Annotated in this window: 18 protein-coding genes; 12 read left to right on the top strand and 6 right to left on the bottom strand. The window is 42.1% G+C overall.

Annotation, left to right across the window (positions count from 1 at the left end):
- The first annotated feature begins 109 nt into the window (after positions 1-109).
- Positions 110-1,291 carry a PAS domain-containing protein gene (locus tag NFI80_RS06055; RefSeq protein ID WP_233798299.1) on the top strand — a complete coding sequence of 394 codons (1,182 nt, stop codon included), beginning with the start codon at positions 110-112 and terminating at the stop codon, positions 1,289-1,291.
- On the opposite strand, the gene NFI80_RS06050 is transcribed toward NFI80_RS06055, so the two are convergent.
- Together NFI80_RS06050 and NFI80_RS06045 are read right to left on the bottom strand one after the other, a co-directional pair.
- Complete coding sequence (locus NFI80_RS06050) at positions 1,288-1,884, bottom strand: hypothetical protein (protein WP_235163825.1); 597 nt, start codon at positions 1,882-1,884, stop codon at positions 1,288-1,290. The genes NFI80_RS06055 and NFI80_RS06050 overlap by 4 nt on opposite strands.
- 5 nt (positions 1,885-1,889) lie before the next feature.
- Complete coding sequence (locus NFI80_RS06045) at positions 1,890-2,657, bottom strand: metallophosphoesterase family protein (RefSeq protein ID WP_235163827.1); 768 nt, start codon at positions 2,655-2,657, stop codon at positions 1,890-1,892.
- Between the two features lie 203 nt (positions 2,658-2,860).
- Here NFI80_RS06045 and NFI80_RS06040 point away from each other — a divergent pair, with 203 nt between their 5' ends.
- From NFI80_RS06040 to NFI80_RS06005, 8 genes are all read left to right on the top strand, one after another.
- Positions 2,861-3,325 carry a hypothetical protein gene (locus tag NFI80_RS06040; RefSeq protein ID WP_233798296.1) on the top strand — a complete coding sequence of 155 codons (465 nt, stop codon included), beginning with the start codon at positions 2,861-2,863 and terminating at the stop codon, positions 3,323-3,325.
- A gap of 113 nt (positions 3,326-3,438) precedes the next feature.
- The gene (locus tag NFI80_RS06035) at positions 3,439-4,014 is read left to right on the top strand and encodes a hypothetical protein (protein WP_235163828.1); all 576 of its coding nucleotides are present in this window, start codon (positions 3,439-3,441) and stop codon (positions 4,012-4,014) included.
- A 249-nt stretch (positions 4,015-4,263) separates the two neighbouring features.
- A complete protein-coding gene (locus NFI80_RS06030) occupies positions 4,264-4,734 on the top strand; it encodes a helix-turn-helix transcriptional regulator (RefSeq protein ID WP_235163830.1) in 471 nt (156 codons plus the stop codon).
- Between the two features lie 119 nt (positions 4,735-4,853).
- Complete coding sequence (locus NFI80_RS06025) at positions 4,854-5,390, top strand: DUF4199 domain-containing protein (protein WP_235163831.1); 537 nt, start codon at positions 4,854-4,856, stop codon at positions 5,388-5,390.
- A gap of 32 nt (positions 5,391-5,422) precedes the next feature.
- Positions 5,423-5,809, top strand: coding sequence for a VOC family protein (locus NFI80_RS06020; protein ID WP_235163833.1), 387 nt, complete (start codon positions 5,423-5,425; stop codon positions 5,807-5,809).
- 326 nt (positions 5,810-6,135) lie between these two features.
- Positions 6,136-6,732, top strand: a complete 597-nt coding sequence (locus NFI80_RS06015) for a short chain dehydrogenase (RefSeq protein WP_235158591.1) — start codon at positions 6,136-6,138, stop codon at positions 6,730-6,732.
- 669 nt (positions 6,733-7,401) lie between these two features.
- Entirely contained in the window at positions 7,402-8,703 is a 1,302-nt protein-coding gene (locus NFI80_RS06010; RefSeq protein ID WP_310587970.1) for an MBOAT family O-acyltransferase, read from the top strand.
- A gap of 5 nt (positions 8,704-8,708) precedes the next feature.
- A complete protein-coding gene (locus tag NFI80_RS06005; RefSeq protein WP_235163836.1) occupies positions 8,709-9,653 on the top strand; it encodes an LB_356 family protein in 945 nt (314 codons plus the stop codon).
- 46 nt (positions 9,654-9,699) lie between these two features.
- On the opposite strand, the gene NFI80_RS06000 is transcribed toward NFI80_RS06005, so the two are convergent.
- Positions 9,700-10,200, bottom strand: coding sequence for an OmpA family protein (locus NFI80_RS06000; RefSeq protein WP_235158588.1), 501 nt, complete (start codon positions 10,198-10,200; stop codon positions 9,700-9,702).
- A 73-nt stretch (positions 10,201-10,273) separates the two neighbouring features.
- Here NFI80_RS06000 and NFI80_RS05995 point away from each other — a divergent pair, with 73 nt between their 5' ends.
- Complete coding sequence (locus tag NFI80_RS05995) at positions 10,274-10,828, top strand: DUF4932 domain-containing protein (protein ID WP_235163838.1); 555 nt, start codon at positions 10,274-10,276, stop codon at positions 10,826-10,828.
- Between the two features lie 1,271 nt (positions 10,829-12,099).
- On the opposite strand, the gene NFI80_RS05990 is transcribed toward NFI80_RS05995, so the two are convergent.
- Positions 12,100-12,936, bottom strand: a complete 837-nt coding sequence (locus tag NFI80_RS05990) for an MBL fold metallo-hydrolase (RefSeq protein ID WP_235158586.1) — start codon at positions 12,934-12,936, stop codon at positions 12,100-12,102.
- Between the two features lie 235 nt (positions 12,937-13,171).
- Between NFI80_RS05990 and NFI80_RS05985 the strand changes: the two genes are divergently transcribed.
- Positions 13,172-14,056: a helix-turn-helix domain-containing protein gene (locus tag NFI80_RS05985; RefSeq protein ID WP_235158585.1), complete on the top strand. Its 885-nt coding sequence runs from the start codon at positions 13,172-13,174 to the stop codon at positions 14,054-14,056.
- 14 nt (positions 14,057-14,070) lie between these two features.
- On the opposite strand, the gene NFI80_RS05980 is transcribed toward NFI80_RS05985, so the two are convergent.
- Together NFI80_RS05980 and NFI80_RS05975 are read right to left on the bottom strand one after the other, a co-directional pair.
- Entirely contained in the window at positions 14,071-14,517 is a 447-nt protein-coding gene (locus NFI80_RS05980) for a rhodanese-like domain-containing protein (protein ID WP_235158584.1), read from the bottom strand.
- A gap of 50 nt (positions 14,518-14,567) precedes the next feature.
- Entirely contained in the window at positions 14,568-14,900 is a 333-nt protein-coding gene (locus NFI80_RS05975; protein WP_235158583.1) for a winged helix-turn-helix transcriptional regulator, read from the bottom strand.
- 114 nt (positions 14,901-15,014) lie between these two features.
- On the opposite strand from NFI80_RS05975, the gene NFI80_RS05970 reads away from it, so the two are divergent.
- The gene (locus tag NFI80_RS05970) at positions 15,015-15,911 is read left to right on the top strand and encodes an SDR family oxidoreductase (protein ID WP_235158582.1); all 897 of its coding nucleotides are present in this window, start codon (positions 15,015-15,017) and stop codon (positions 15,909-15,911) included.
- Positions 15,912-15,913 lie beyond the last annotated feature (2 nt).

Below are 15,913 nucleotides of genomic sequence, written 5' to 3'. Positions count from 1 at the left end.
GTTAAAAATCAGTTCACCGAAAGCATGATTTATTGATTTTTTGAATATATATTGTGATTATACTCTGCTTTTACCTCCACGATGTGCCCGAATAACAAAATTCAGAAATATGGATTTGAGCTTGGTTAATGGAAAGGTCCTTGACAAGACCTGGAATGCTACGAAACCTGCTGCACGTGTTGGTAATTGGGAGGACCGGTTCGAGTCCCTGGTGCAGACCGTCGATGGAATTGTTTGGGAAGCCGATGTGGCAACATTGGAGTTCTCCTTTGTAAGCGACCAGGCAGTCCGAATTCTTGGCTACGCACCGGAAGTTTGGATAAACACGAAAAATTTCTGGCAGGACCGCATTCATCCCGACGACCGTGAGCAGGCGATCGGCTATTGCCACCGCCAGCTCCGGGAGGGGAAAAATCATATTTTTGACTACCGGATGATTTCCGCAACCGGCGACATTGTGTGGCTGAAAGACATTGTCTCAGTCATTAAAACCAATGGTGTGCCTACCCTTTTGCGCGGTGTAATGGTGGACGTTACTGAAAACAAGCGCTTTGAAATCCTCGAACAATTAGAAAAAAAGATCCTCGATTTAAATTCCGATAGAGAAATTTCGCTTCAAAAAGTGCTTTCTGAGTATCTATTGGGCATTGAGCAGATTTATCCGCGGATGAAGTGCTCCATAACGGGCATCGTGGATGGTAAACTGGACAACTGGTCATCCCCAAGTTTGCCGGTCGCTTATATTCAAGCATTGAACGGGCTTGATATCGGGAATAATCACGGGTCATGCGGGACTGCGGCTTACCTGAAAGAAAAGGTGATTTCCAGTGATATCGCGAATGACGCGCGCTGGGAAAATTACAGGCAGCTGGCCCTTCCACATCAACTGCTTTCGTGCTGGTCGCACCCTATTCTGGATTCTGAGGGCAATGTTGCCGCAACTTTCGCCATTTATTACGACCACATTAAAACACCGGATGAAGATGAGCTGAATGTGATAGACCGGGCCGTTGCGATTTTAAAAATGATCCTTGAAAACAGGAAGAATTCCGAAATAATCACGTCAAGCAAGTCGCGGCTCAGGAATTATGTGGAAGAAATCGCCTTCCTGCAATCGCACGTAGTGCGCGCCCCGCTGGCTAGGCTCATGGGCATTGTGGACCTCATCAAAAACTATGAGCATACCGACATTGAAAAACAGGAACTTCTGGACCATCTGCTGATGTCGGCCAAAGAGCTGGATGATGTGATCCGCGACATTGCCCGAAAAGCAGATGAGAAAAGTGTTTAAAAACCAAATCTCACACCAAGTGCCAGGTTCACAATGTCCGACGGACGCAGGTAACCCGTGTTCTGGACATAACTGATCAGTAACAAATCATAGGTTCCCAACTCATAATACACTTCCACTGACCGCTGGCGATTCTTGATCGACACATCCTTTCCTATTTTTCCGCCGATATATGCGCCCGGCCGGAAAGATGTTGCCCACCAGTAATAACCAACGGGATAATGTTCGGGAAGTTTCGTATTAAACTGTGTCCCGAATGTGTAGCTCAGATAAAAACCAAGTGAAAACGGTTTGGTATAATAGTCGCTTTTCAGTGGAATACTCCATGGCGAGTAAGTGGTTTTGAGCGTAGTGCTTACCAGACCATCGCCGCCAAACTTCTGGGGCAGAAAACCAAACAGCAAGTCGGTTTCCAATGTTTTGTTCCGGGAAATGTAACCTGGGCCGCCGGATAAAAAACCAATGTTCCCGGCGAATTGCAATTTGATATGGTCCGGCATAAACCACTTCCGTTTCGCATCCACATCATCGCGGATCTGTGCAGAGGTTGTTAGTGGCGTAAGGAGGATAAGTAGTAAAATTATTTTTTTCATGGCATTCAGTATTCAATTCTTTCTGCCTTATAACCACCTTTCCAGGTTGTCAAAAGCCAATATCCACGTTCTCCCATGGCGGTTGTGAGGTAATAATGCACACCGTCGTTGTAAAACGTTCCGTCCTTGAAAGTGTGCTGGTGACCGTAGAGTGTAAACTTTACATTCTTGTCATTCGCAAGCAGGCCGGAGTAATCATCCGCCAATGCCGGGTCAAAATCTCCGTCGAAAGGTGGGATATGCGCCACGACGATTGCATTCTTATTGTCCGGATTATCGGCCAGTTGGGATTGCAGCCAGTTAATGTCGGGAACCGAGCCGTTGAAAATGTATTCCCTTGAATTTGTGTTGATAAAAATAAACTTGTTGTGCCCGTACTCGAACGAGTAATTCATAGGGCCGTAGATTTTCTTGTAGGCCGCGGGACCATTGGCAACAAGATCGTGATTCCCGATAACGGTCAGGTAAGGGCAATTAAGCTTGACCATAATCTTATTCACCCATTTGAATTCCTGCGAAAGCCCAAAGTCCGAAATGTCACCGGCATGCACGACAAAGGCAACGTCCTTTTGACTGTTGGCACTTTTCACAAAATCATCTGTCTCATCATACCAGCGCTGTGTGTCTCCCATCAGGATAAACCGCAGCGTGTCCTTTACAGGAATGGCATGGATGCGGTCGATGTTTTTTTGATTTAAATTGGTCTCGTTTTCCTTAAAAATGACCTGATTGGGATTGTACTGAAATACGCCTTCGCAAGCTGTTAAAGTCATTCCCCAAATGAGTAGCAGAGCTTTTGGAAAATTTTTCAAAGTATGGCTAGTAATAATTGAGTGGATAAAACAGGCCGTTAAGCCTGTTAGGTAACCGAGAACCACCGCTTATAATTCCACAAAAAGCCGCTATTCCAATCCTGTCAGGCATTTATTTGCGGCACGATTATTGCAATTCTGTTTTGACCTTACAATATATCAATATGAAAATCAAGACCATCCAGACACTAGCGCTGCTAGGACTCCTCTCTGTTGCCATGCCTCTGACCGCACAAGTTGTGTCACGGGATTCCCTCAATACATTAAAAGAACAAAAAGAGAGTATTGAGCTGAATAAAAAATTGAATGAGCGCAAAACCGAGCTCGCAAAACTGGAAAATGAACTGGACGGCGCCACCCGTGATGTTGAAAAAACAGCGGAACAAGCGCAGCGATCGGCCGATGATAATCAGAAAAATGCGGAACGACTGGGCGGTGACCCACAAGACAAGAAGCTGGCACGCCGTGCAGGAAATAGCGCAAGCGGCGCCAGAAAAGATGCTAAGCGCGCCAGAAAAGCGTCGGATCATCTGGATGATCTAAGAAAAGACATTGAATCATTGAAGAGAAAGATAGCTGATGATGAAGCTAAATTAGCCAACATGCCTGGCGGATCTTCTTCAAGGTAATCACATGATCCTCTTCTTTTTAGCGGGTGCATCCAAAATATTGGATGCACCCTTTTTTTATCATTCCGCGGCATGCTTTTTTAATAAAAGGCGTATATCAACAAACAATAATCATGGCTACTACAACAGCAAAATCTGATACTAAAAAGGCGGCAACAAAAACCGCAACAAAGGCAGCTCCAAAAGCTGCCGCCAAATCAGAACCGAAAAAATCGACGACTTCGGCTGCCAAGTCCACAGCAGATAATGCGACAACAAAAACGGCTGCTAAGAGCGATTCGAAAAAGTCGGCAACTTCGGCTTCTAAAAGTTCCGCAGACAAAGGTGAAACAAAGGCCGCATCCAAGACGGGCTCAAAAACAGCGTCTAAAACGGCTCCCAAGAGCAGCGCGAAGAAGGACAGTGACTCAGATTCCAAGTCCAACACCACAACCGACCATGAAGAGATTCGTGCCTGGGTGGAACAGCGGGGCGGAAAACCAGCAATGGTGAAAGGTACGAATAAGAAAAAATCAGAAGCAGGCATACTGAGAATTGACTTCCCTGGCTACACTGGAAAAGACACGCTTGAAGAAATTGGCTGGGACGAATTCTTTGAAAAGTTCGACGAGGGAGATCTCCAGTTCCTATATCAGAGCGAAACTGCCGATGGAAAAGAGAGCAGATTCAATAAGTTTATTTCAAAGTAAGGTTATATTACTTTGAAAGAGGGAATTAATATTTCAATTGTCCGCTATACGAAGCAATGAGGCTATGAGTGTTCATGGCCTCTTTTTTTATGCTTACTATTAATACTATTTGTAATTAGCATACATTATATAATATTAAAAGTAATTTACATTAGCTATAAGCGGCTGTAAAAAGATGGTTATCTGAATGCCATTAATTCTGTGGAAACATTATTTTTGATGCGACAACTCTGCCAACCGCTATTTTGAATGACTTCGGAATTTCTTCAAAAGCACAAACCAACCATTCTTTACGGGATATCGCTGGCTATGCTGCTGTTCCTTTTGAAGTGGCTGGAACTGCGGTTTATCATCATTAATCATATCTTCGAAATCTACGCGGGCGCCATCGCCTTGCTTTTCACAGGCCTGGGCATCTGGATCGCCATGAAACTGACTAAGCCCAAAGTTGAGACGGTTGTGATAGAGAAGAAGGTTTTTGTTGAAAGCAAAAGTTTTCAGTTCAATGAGCAGCAACAGGCATTACTGGGACTGAGCAAAAGAGAGCTCGAAGTGCTTAACCTGATCGCGGAAGGACTGAGTAATCAGGAAATTGCCGGGCAGCTTTTTGTTTCCCTTAACACGGTTAAAACCCACTCTTCCAAATTGTTCGAAAAAATGGAAGTCAAGAGCCGCACCCAGGCCGTAGAAAAAGCCAAACGCCTGAACCTCATCCCTTAGCAGCCAATCATACTTTGGTATGAAAAAGTCCCTTCAAAGGTAAAATCACCCAAAAGTATGAGTTAATTTAGCGATCGACTTGCCAATTTTGCTGCCTAACCAAACCAAACGATCGCGTTATGAGAAAAATAGTCCTTGTCTGCGGCATCATTGCCGGGATCATTGTGTCGGTGTTCATGGTGTCGTCCATCGCCGTCTGTTATTCCAGCAATAATTTTGAGGGGAACATGCTGCTGGGCTATGCGGCCATGCTCCTCTCCTTTTCATTAATTTTCGTAGGTGTCCGGAATTTCAGGGATAAATACAATGGCGGTTTTGTTTCATTCGGCAAGGCATTTCAGATAGGTCTTTATATTTCTTTAATTGCCTCGACCATTTACGTGACTGTCTGGCTGGTAGATTACTATTTATTTGTTCCGGAATTTATGGAACGTTACGCCACGCACGTTATGCGGGAATTACAGCAGGAAGGCGCAAGTGCGCAGGAGTTGCAGGCCGAATCTGTCAAAATGGATGGATACCGCGAAATGTATAGAAATCCATTGATGGTCATTTTATTCACCTACTTTGAAATATTACCCGTAGGCCTTATCGTATCATTGATTTGTGCACTGATCCTGAAAAGGAAACCCGCACAATCGCTTCCCACTGCCTGATTTCAAATTCTAAACCTTAAAAATTCACGCAAATGAAAATCATTGTAACCAGCGTAATGGTCAACGACCAGGAAAAAGCAAAACAATTTTATACCGAAAAACTGGGGTTTGTTGTAAAAAATGAGATTCCCATTGGAGAGCATAAATGGCTGACCGTTGTATCACCGGAAGACGGTCACCAGGTGGAACTGCTGCTGGAACCGATTGCTTTCGGGCCTGCGAAGGTGTATCAGAAAGAATTGTTTGATGCGCATATCCCTGCCACCATGTTTGGTGTCGATGATATCAGAGAAAGTTATGGAAAGCTGGTGAAACTGGGGGTAATGTTCACCGGAGAGCCCAAAACGATGGGTAATGTTACGATTGCATTGTTCGATGACACTTGCGGAAACCTGATCCAGATCGCCGAGCAACATTAGATCAATTGCTTCCGGCGTTGCGACAGATTGGGATAGCCTGTATGTTTTTGTATCCCAAAATAAAATATAGTGTGCGTATAGGTTAAAGCATAGTGTGTGTACCAGAACTTTATTAAGCCGTCACAAATAAACGTTAATAGCGTTTTGTTCTCAAAGCCGTTGATTGACTGGTGAGGTTGAGTTAGTAATCGGTAAATTGAGGGTCAAATGTCCAGCACTGGTGTTTGGAACAGATAGTAAAACTTCGGCAACAACGCCTTTACAGAAGAAGTTAGGAAACTCACTTAACGTTAAACTTTCCTCTTTTTTGTAAAACAATCATTACTATGAAAATTATTATTATCGGCGCTACCGGTACTATTGGTAAGCACGTCGTAAAAGCATTGGAAAACGGCCATGAGATTATTCAGGTCGGTTCAAAAAGCGGCGATTTCCAGGTGGACATCGCGGATGCAGCTTCTATCAAAGCCCTGTTCGAAAAAGTAGGCCCGTTCGACGCGGTGGTAAGCACTGCCGGATACGGCCATTTCGGCCCGCTCGCAGACATGACTGAAAACGAGTTCCGCGCCGGAGTAGACAGCAAGCTAATGGGTCAGGTGAACCTTGTGCTGATCGGCCAGAAGTACATTAATCCAAACGGCTCATTCACATTAACATCGGGAACCATGGGAGACGATCCGATTATTTTGGGTGCTGCTGTGAGTGCAATAAATGGTGCAATTGACGCTTTTGTGAGGGCCGCTGCTATCGAGCTCAAAAATGGTGTTCGGATCAATGCAGTCGGACCGGATGTGGTGGAAGAATCGCCTGGATATTTCCCATTTTTCCCTGGCCACGTGCCTGTTTCAATGCATCGCGTGGCGCAGGCTTATGTCAAAAGCGTAGCAGGCGGGCAAACCGGGCAGAATTATAAGGTTTTGTAAACAACTTGGTCAACGAAATGGCCGTAGGTTATGATTAAGAAAAGAGGTTGCGTGTTCGCAACCTCTTTTTGTTAGTACGCCTTTATCTGCTTAAAACCTAGTTGAAGGGCCGCCTTGATTTCTTCAAGCCGCAGCGGGCTTGTTTTCTTCCTTTGCCTTTGTAATCTTTCCAAAAAAGCGAAAGGAGATGGAGGGGATTTTTGGCGGTCAGTCATTAAGCATTTATCTGCAGGTGTGCGGGTTTTGTCGGATTGACAATGGCCCGCCTTTCGCTTGGTGAACCCGGGAACTAAGCCAGAATTACCGTTTAATAATTCGTAAAGAAACCCTAACAATATTGTTCTAATTTAGACGGACACTTCTAATACTAAACTGAGTTCTTAGCGTATTCAGTTTTTACTACTCAACGCGACATAATATCCCGAAAATTCCCAGGTGATATAGTCATTTTATTGCAATCAATTATTCGTTCATATAACTCAACACCATGATGAAAATAGTCAAGATCTGTAAATCAAAAATATGCTTTTCAATTCAATTCACTTTGCTCTGTTTTTACCCATTGTATTCTTCCTACATTGGTTTCTAGCGAAAAAAAATCTCAAACTCCAAAACATTGTATTGCTATTTTCCAGCTACTTTTTCTACTCATGCTGGGACTGGCGATTCATGCTGCTACTGGTATTCTCTACCCTGCTGGATTATATTACCGGAATTAAGATACATGAAAGCCCTAACCATAGAAGTAAAAAGTTCTGGCTATGGTTAAGCATTGGTATCAATCTCGGGTTTCTTGGTATTTTTAAATATTACAACTTCTTTGCCGATTCGTTTGCCAGTGGATTAGCGTTATTGGGATTTCAAGCCAATCTTCAAACATTGCAGGTTATATTACCAATAGGCATATCCTTCTACACCTTTCACGGACTGTCCTATGTTATTGACATTTACAAGGAAAGACTTCAACCGGAACGAGACTTCATTTCCTACTCGCTGTTTGTTAGCTTTTTCCCTTTGCTCGTAGCCGGGCCTATTGAGAGAGGAACGCATCTGCTACCTCAGTTGGTTAAGGTAAGGACATTCAATTCGTCAAAAGCCATTGACGGGCTTCGGCAAATTTTATGGGGTTTGTTCAAGAAAATAGTTATAGCCGACAATTCTGCTGAATATGCAAATACGATTTTCAATAATTCTGACGCACATTCAGGAAGCACGCTGGTAATAGGCGCCCTTTTCTTTACGTTTCAGATTTACTGCGACTTTTCAGGATATTCGGATATCGCACTAGGCACAGCCAGATTGTTTGGTATTGAGCTTTTGAGAAATTTCGCATACCCTTACTTCTCACGGGATATCGCCGAATTCTGGCGACGGTGGCACATTTCACTCTCATCCTGGTTTAAGGATTATCTATACATTCCTTTGGGAGGCAGCAAAGGAGGTGTATGGATGAAAATACGCAATACATTTATCATCTTTATCGTAAGTGGCTTTTGGCATGGGGCAAATTGGACATTTATAATTTGGGGAGTCTTAAATGCCGTATATATACTACCGTCAATTATTTCCAATACGAACAGAAACAATCTCGAAATTGTAGCAAAAGGAAGGTTGTTTCCAACAGTAAGCGATTTTTTTGCAATTATATCGACATTTGGATTAACGGTATTCGCCTGGATCTTCTTTCGAGCCAACAATGTATCGCATGCCTTTAATTATATAGCTGAGATATTTTCAGCTTCATTATTCACAATTCCCAGTTTCGAAGGAGATACAAAATCTTTGGTGACGGCTATTCTTATCGGGCTGTTTGTTTTAATCGAGTGGCTTGGGAGGGAAGATAAATATGCCATCGAGAAATTGGGAATGAGCTGGAACAAGCCTATTCGATGGGGTTTTTACTATTCGGTGGTTATATTAATATTCTTATTTACAGGCGAAAATCAAACATTTATTTATTTTCAGTTTTAATATAAATGAAAAAGTTTCTAAACAACATTACTGGTTTTACTACATTGTTAGTCATTCTATTCTCCGTTTTTATTGTTGGCAGCATCGTCAGTAACGAATCACTTAGAGCGAAAACCCAATATAAAGTAAGTGCCAATATTGATAAAATTCTTATTGGTCATTCGCACCCGGAATGCGCATATAATGATACAATAATAAAAAATTGCAAAAATATGGCGTCCTCAGGAACCTCCTATTTTTACAATTATTATACCTTGAAACCATTATTAAATAGGAATGAAAACATAAAATCTGTTTTTATTGAACTTACAAACAATCAGGTTGATTCGATCATGACAGGCTGGATTTGGGGTAACGAATATTTACCGTTTAAGTATCAACTCTACGGCCCATTTATAGATTCAGATGGGGTAAGTCTATTATTTGACAAAAACCCGATGGGCCTTGTCAACGGCATTAAAAAGAGTTTGCGTCAAAACATCAAACTGATAGTTACTTCCAATTATTCATTTGTAGAAAACAGAGGAGCATACCGGTACTTAGTTAAAAGCAACGTGGAAAATGAAATTAAAAAGTTAGAAACGAATAAAATCAAGGCTACTAACGATATGCATACATCTGAATACAATTTAGGTTATTTAGAAAAAATAATTAACTATTGTCAATCCAGGAATGTAAATGTGTATTTAATGCGAAGCCCGATTCACAAAAAGCATCCAATGGTATCTAATGAGAAACTATTTCAAAAAGTAGTTAAAACGAGATTTGCCCATGTCGACTTTTTAGATTTCAAAGACTTTCCGATAGAAAATTCAGAATTCGGCGACCTTGGACACCTAAATTTTTTAGGAGCAAAACGATTCTCTCACTGGTTTAACGGCCTTATAGACAACGGCTTGTTACTTCAATCAAACAAACAGAAATTCATTAATGATAATATGAACATTTAACTTCTCCCTAAAAAATTCTCAACAGCAACTATCACCACCACAATTGCTAAAGTCTGACAACTTCAACACGGCGGTTATTTGCCTTTCCTGACGTCGTATCATTCGAATCTGCTGGCTGCGATTCTCCTTTTCCATCTGTTTCAACGCGTGAAGCGTCCACTTTGAAAACTGTAATAAGCGATTCTTTAATTGCAGCGGCACGACGCTTCGACAAGTCGAGATTTGCGTCATCATTTCCATCGGAATCTGTATGCCCAACGATTTGAACGCGCATAGAAGCATTTTCCTGCAAAACTTTCGCAATGTCTTTGAGGCTTCCATAGGATTGCGGCAAAATACTTGCACTATTAACATCGAAAAGGATCCCTCGCGTGGTGAATTTGCCTTCACTAATTAACTTATTACGGGTATCAGCAGCGCCAACGGCGAGTTGAATGTTCCCCAGGAAAAAGGCGCCGCCTTTCTGGTTAAAATCGGGCGAGATAGCTGTGAAGGCCAATGTATTCAAAGCTGCCGCCGCATCCAGCGCTCTTGAAATCCTTTTCACTCGGATGTGTTAAAATGGTTTCAAAACTATGGCAACGAGCCGGTTGTGAATGCATTGAATGCCGCGCTTGCAAATGCAGACAATTAACCATTCACTGAAAATGGACGCTTATGCATTTGAATTTCACAATGAAAAGATAGTTCAAAGCCCTGTTTATGACCGCACTGGCTTTTCGAATGCCAATCATTTGAGAGAATACATCCCTGGGTTACAGCAATTTGCAGCGAAAACGAACTTCGCAGATTTCTACATGCAGCATAAACCATTTTATGATAGCCTTATCGTCAGCTACAGAGACTCGGTTGGCGTTCCAGAAATGCAGAAATGGCTGACTAAAAACTTTCCTTCTATCAAATATGATTCGTTTAAGATCATTTTTTCACCATTGGTTAGCAGCAATCAATCTGCAACCAGGTTCGGATTCGATGGCTTTAAGGAAGCACAAGCGCATGTTAACTTTCCTTTCAGAGACAAAGGCGATTTGAAATCAATGTCAAAAGAAGCCTTGCTGGTTCGCGACGGCTCCATTCTTTTCACCGAGCTCAACCACGCATTCGTCAATCCCGAGTCCGAAAAGCCACAATACGCAGCAAGAATCACGAACGCACTTTCAAACTTTTCGATGTAGCTCATAGGTTTCGCAAATAGGTCCATTGAGATAAAATAAATAGAATTTCCATTCCTCACACAGGACTATTCTCGATATACCATTGGAGACGACGCTGAGATTTGGATAGGGTCAATACAAGCGACCCAATTTGCTACGCGAAGCCGGTGGTTCTTTTTGCACTTTCTTTTAATTTATTCATTGTGTAAAAATTCGTTCGTTTTTATTACACTATGATGGGCATAGAATCAGATCTCCGGTGTATAAATAGTAGTAATTGTTAAACACACCCGATCTTTTGTTTTCTTCCCCATAAAGTGCCAATTAATCTTTCCCTTTGGATTATCGATACTATATATTTCTTATAGAAATCTACTATTGCCGAATACTTATTATCTTTTATTAATGCCTGTTTTATAATTAGTTGGAGGGAGATATCCATAGAACGGCTGTGACACACCTAGGCCAATATAGTTTTATTTTTCTCTCTATTACTTTCTTATTGATATCTGCATTTCCAACTGCATTTAGTTACTTATTCAGAGAACAAAAAATGGTATAGATGGAAACCTTGCTTGGCTGTCTTCAATGCGTAGCCTCAGTATTAGATAGAATGGAGATCAAAAAATAGGGTCGGGCCAAATCATTTGTTTTCAGCATATTCAGTAGCTTTTTTGCGAGTCGATGAAAATAAATGATACGATACGGACTGACTGTCGTTTAGTATTTCCCGATTTTTCCAGAGCATGGCAAAGACATCGATAACAATTTCATATGCTATGTCGCAATCCTTTGTAAGACACAAAGCCATCCGGAAAAGATGACGGTAATATTTTCGAAAAAGGCTCGTGAGTGCATTTCTGTCCCCCCTGCGGATCGAAGCGAATAAATAATCATCTTCGTTATGGCCGTTTCATGGAAGATTTGTGGATCTGCCGCTTTGGAATTGTATTCATCTGGTGGGACATTTTTGGCGCAACCAAAGACAAACAAAATACATAGCAGGGAGGGTAAACTAATTTTCATTGTGTATGCAATCGGTGATGATCTGATTAGATAGCAGCGCAAAGTTCAGATACTTGATAAACAAAACTAGAGTATTGCGAACCTCCAAGCAAGTACCTACCAAATGGTAAGCCACCTACTTTTTGGTAAGAAATGTATGAATCTGTGCCTTGGCAAAAAGCATCTTTCAACAAAAAGAGCCGTCCGGTGATACAGGGCGGCTCAGTTCTATTTTAACATTCCTAATCTGCCTGACTTAGATCTTGGCATTTATTGAATGTAGATGCTCATCGTTTTAGATGGACTACCTCTCCATCCTGTGGGATGATCAATTTTGTCATTTCAATATTCATTTCGTTTGCTTTTTGAATTAGCTTAGCGCGGCTCGTGCGGCAATGGTCCAGCGCATCCATATGAACAGCTATCACTTTGGCTTTCCCACTCTCGCGAATCAGTGCCATTGTTTGCACTTCATCCATCAGTATTGGGCTTGTTTCAAACCCAGGAATAAATGCCCCGCCAGAGTTAACAACAATGTAATCAGGATTGAACTTTTTGATATTCTTAACAATATCCTCTGTAAGGATACCATCCCCCACAATGTAAATGGTAGGTTCATTTTTGGCTGTTAATATGAAACCCGAAGTCTTGCCCATCATTTCGAGGACCTTACCGCTGCCATGTTGCGCATCCACTCTCTGAATGCGGATACCATCCCAATCCGTGCTACTATCCAAAACATTTGCTTTGGTAAATCCTTCCTTGGTAAAAAACGCCTTGTCAGCAGGTTGATTGAGCACCTGAACAGATTTAACAAGCGCATTGCTGGCAGCCGGATCAAAATGGTCTACATGGGTGTGTGTTACCAAAACCAGATCCACTCCTTCAACAATCTCTTTGACAGGCATTTTTAATTCAACTGTTGGATTTTTTTCAACCCCGGCAAAGGATTCAAATGCCCCCTTGGAAGACAGCATGGGATCAACTAAAATCTTCTTGCCTGCGTACTCAATTACTAATGTAGCGTTCCTGATCAACCGAAGGGACGGGGTCTTACTTGTTTTGGGCTGTGCAAACGATGCGATCGATACAAGCAATGCAGCGCCTAAAAATAGTGTTTTCATATACTATGAGTCATTTTGAAAAGGTTCACATTCCACACTGGAAGAAACTATAACTTGCTACAAAGATCGGTTTCTACCGCAGGGGATGCCCTATCAAAAAGCAACTAGTTACTACCATTTTGATAATCTGATCGAAGTTCACGTACTTAGCTTGCAATTAATCCCTTTGTGCTTTTTCGATGCTTTGGTAGCTAAATTTTAGATTGGAATTCAGAAATGAATGGAGGGTTTTAATATGAGGACAATTAATTTTAACAAGACTGAATGCGGGGTTGATTTTCTTCTGAATGTATTGCCCGGTGATCAGGTCAAAGATTCTTATACCCACACTGATATTTACAATACGGACTATTTTGAAATCCTTTTCTTCAAAAAGGCAGAAGGCAGTGTTATTTTGAACAGCCAAAAGATGGAGATCAGCAATAATTCTATTGTATTCATATCTGCATTTCAGAAAAGGCAATGGAATTTAAGTGCCGGACACATCGAATTTACTTCGCTTGTCTTTCAGGAGGACTTCCTAAACGAGTTTTTTGCAGACAAGCTTTTTACCTACCGCCTCCTGTATTTTTATCAGCTACAACATCCGTTAAAAATGGCAGTAACAAGCCAGCAGATGTCAAAGTCCTGTGAAATTTTAACTGAAATAAAGACCGAGCTGGTATCAGTCAGACCTGATAGTGCCCACATCATCCGGTCCCAATTGTACTACCTTTTGCAAACTCTAAACCGGCAGTATTCCAGCCAGAACAACCTGTCCACCGGACAGGCCGACACTAACTATGCATATCAATTCAAAAGGCTTCTGGAAACACATATCCGTCAAAAACAACGTATCAATGACTATACAGAAATGTTAGGCATAAGTAGAATATCGCTCAATAAGGGTGTAAAAGCAGCATTTAATGTGACTGCTACACAGCTTATCAAGCGCCGGCTGCTTTCCGAAATACAATCACAGCTTATTTATACCGACAAAACCACCAGCGAAATAGCCTACGAATATGGCTTTTCTGAGCCTAATCACTTGATGCGCTTTTTTAAGACGCTTACCAATGAAACCATTTCTGAATTTTTAAGCAATCATCCCCGAAACATGAAAGCGGTGATAGACGAATAATTTTATATTATAGCTCAAAGCGAGCTGTCCAGAAGCGCGCGAAAATCCTTCTCTTCCATCATCCCGTTCTTTCTGGTAACAAGTTTGCCATCTTTCCCGGAAGATGACCATTTTAGGTATCCACCCTTCAACTCGTAAACCGGACCAAACCCATTTTCTACAAGGGCTTTTGAAGCCAATGCGCTGCGGGCCCCTGACAAACAGTATACATAAACTGGTTTGGTTTTATCAAACCCCTTTATTTGCTCCTTGAAGTCTGGCGATTTGTAGTCTACGTTTTTTGAGCTCTTCAAGTGCCCATCCTGGTATTCAGCAGCAGTACGGACATCGATCAATTGCACTTGCTGGGAACCAGATACCTTACTTTCGAATTCATCAGCAGTCAGCTGGGTCTGCGCCGTTACACTTAGAGCGGACAGGGCCAGCAAGATGATTACAATACAAGATTTTTTAATGGACATAACTTAAAAATTGATAGTTAAACATATAAAACGTACTGGCCTAGGCAGCATCACACTAAATTTTGAAGACCAAACTCCACGAGTTTGTCGATAATAGGCAGTGTCTTTAAGCCTAAATCGGTCAACCGGTACTCCACCCTGGGCGGGATCTCCGGAAAAGCTTTTTTACTGACCAGTTTGTTTTCAACAAGCATATTCAGCTCCTGGATGAGCATTTTCTCACTTATGCTCGGGATAGCCCTTTTCAGCTCTCCGTAACGCATCACATCGTCATTGATCTGAAAGATGATCATCAGCGTCCATTTACCTCCCAGGATTTTCAGCGAAGCTTTTACAGGGCAACCTTCGTCGCAAGGCAGAATTTGTTTTTCTTTTTTTTCCATTGATAATCAATAATTCTAACCTGTAAGTAGGCACCCTACAACATCGTAAGTACTTGTACAAAAGTAGGTTATGAATCAATTTTGTGCAAGTCTTACTTAAAAATAGAAAGCAAAATGAGGATATTAGTATTCGGGGCCACCGGCTCTCAACAGTTCCACGTCATAGCAGAATCAAAGAAAAAAGGGGCAGATGTAATTGCTGCAACCAGTACTGATAAGAACTTCGAAAAATTACAGCAGGCAGGCGCTGAGCCGGTTTTAGGCGACATCAGTAATGCCGCCCAAATGGTAGAAATCACCAAAGGTATAGATGCCATTGCCTTTATGATCCCGGTCTCTTTGCCAAATCCTTTTGATGGCCTGCAATTTTCAAAAAATGTCATTGATGCTGCCAATCAAAACGGCGTTAAAAAAATTGTCTGGAATACCAGCGGCTGGCTCGAAGATCAGAAAACGGGTATGCCTACCGATGATGTTAAATTGGACGTCAAAGATTATTTGATAGCTAGTGGGCTCGAATATGTGATCATTGAGCCTACGATCTATATGGAGAACATGATGGGTGGATTTTGCGCCCCGTTCGTCACCAATGAAAAGAAGCTGGCATACCCTACCCCGCAGGCAATGCCCATAGGCTGGTTAGCATCGCGCGATGTGAGCGCCTTAATGGTCGAAGCTATTTACAACCCAAACTTAACAGCGGACTCTTTCAGGGTAAGTGGTTTAGAGAACCTGAAAGGCGATGAGCTAGCAGACCGTTTCTCAAAAGGCGTTGGTGAAAAAATTACTTACTATACCCAGCCCCCCGCAGAGTTCAGGGACATCCTTTCCCCATTTGTTGGCCAAGCCGCAGCAGCAGCTGTTGCCTCCTATTATCAGGGTCTTCAAAACGCTACGCATTATCCCTCCAAATTCAACCCCAACATGCAAGAGATTTTGGAAAAATTGCCCGTTGAAATGACTTCTTTGGAAGCGTGGGCAAGCGAGAACAAAGGGTTTTTTATCAATTAAAA

It is taken from the genome of Dyadobacter chenhuakuii, assembly GCF_023821985.2.
GTDB lineage: Bacteria > Bacteroidota > Bacteroidia > Cytophagales > Spirosomataceae > Dyadobacter > Dyadobacter chenhuakuii.
The sequence above is the reverse complement of the archived record's forward strand: the minus strand, read 5'-3'. Positions and strand labels throughout refer to the sequence as shown.

Coding starts and splice junctions, on each gene's coding strand:
- NFI80_RS06015 (WP_235158591.1), top strand. CDS start 6,136: ATGAAAATTATTATTATCGGCGCTACCGGTACTATTGGTAAGCACGTC.
- NFI80_RS06005 (WP_235163836.1), top strand. CDS start 8,709: ATGAAAAAGTTTCTAAACAACATTACTGGTTTTACTACATTGTTAGTC.
- NFI80_RS06045 (WP_235163827.1), bottom strand. CDS start 2,657: ATGACTTTAACAGCTTGCGAAGGCGTATTTCAGTACAATCCCAATCAG.
- NFI80_RS06050 (WP_235163825.1), bottom strand. CDS start 1,884: ATGAAAAAAATAATTTTACTACTTATCCTCCTTACGCCACTAACAACC.
- NFI80_RS06025 (WP_235163831.1), top strand. CDS start 4,854: ATGAGAAAAATAGTCCTTGTCTGCGGCATCATTGCCGGGATCATTGTG.
- NFI80_RS05990 (WP_235158586.1), bottom strand. CDS start 12,936: ATGAAAACACTATTTTTAGGCGCTGCATTGCTTGTATCGATCGCATCG.
- NFI80_RS06040 (WP_233798296.1), top strand. CDS start 2,861: ATGAAAATCAAGACCATCCAGACACTAGCGCTGCTAGGACTCCTCTCT.
- NFI80_RS05970 (WP_235158582.1), top strand. CDS start 15,015: ATGAGGATATTAGTATTCGGGGCCACCGGCTCTCAACAGTTCCACGTC.
- NFI80_RS05985 (WP_235158585.1), top strand. CDS start 13,172: ATGAGGACAATTAATTTTAACAAGACTGAATGCGGGGTTGATTTTCTT.
- NFI80_RS06035 (WP_235163828.1), top strand. CDS start 3,439: ATGGCTACTACAACAGCAAAATCTGATACTAAAAAGGCGGCAACAAAA.
- NFI80_RS06030 (WP_235163830.1), top strand. CDS start 4,264: ATGACTTCGGAATTTCTTCAAAAGCACAAACCAACCATTCTTTACGGG.
- NFI80_RS05995 (WP_235163838.1), top strand. CDS start 10,274: ATGCAGACAATTAACCATTCACTGAAAATGGACGCTTATGCATTTGAA.
- NFI80_RS05980 (WP_235158584.1), bottom strand. CDS start 14,517: ATGTCCATTAAAAAATCTTGTATTGTAATCATCTTGCTGGCCCTGTCC.
- NFI80_RS06055 (WP_233798299.1), top strand. CDS start 110: ATGGATTTGAGCTTGGTTAATGGAAAGGTCCTTGACAAGACCTGGAAT.
- NFI80_RS06010 (WP_310587970.1), top strand. CDS start 7,402: ATGCTGCTACTGGTATTCTCTACCCTGCTGGATTATATTACCGGAATT.
- NFI80_RS06020 (WP_235163833.1), top strand. CDS start 5,423: ATGAAAATCATTGTAACCAGCGTAATGGTCAACGACCAGGAAAAAGCA.
- NFI80_RS05975 (WP_235158583.1), bottom strand. CDS start 14,900: ATGGAAAAAAAAGAAAAACAAATTCTGCCTTGCGACGAAGGTTGCCCT.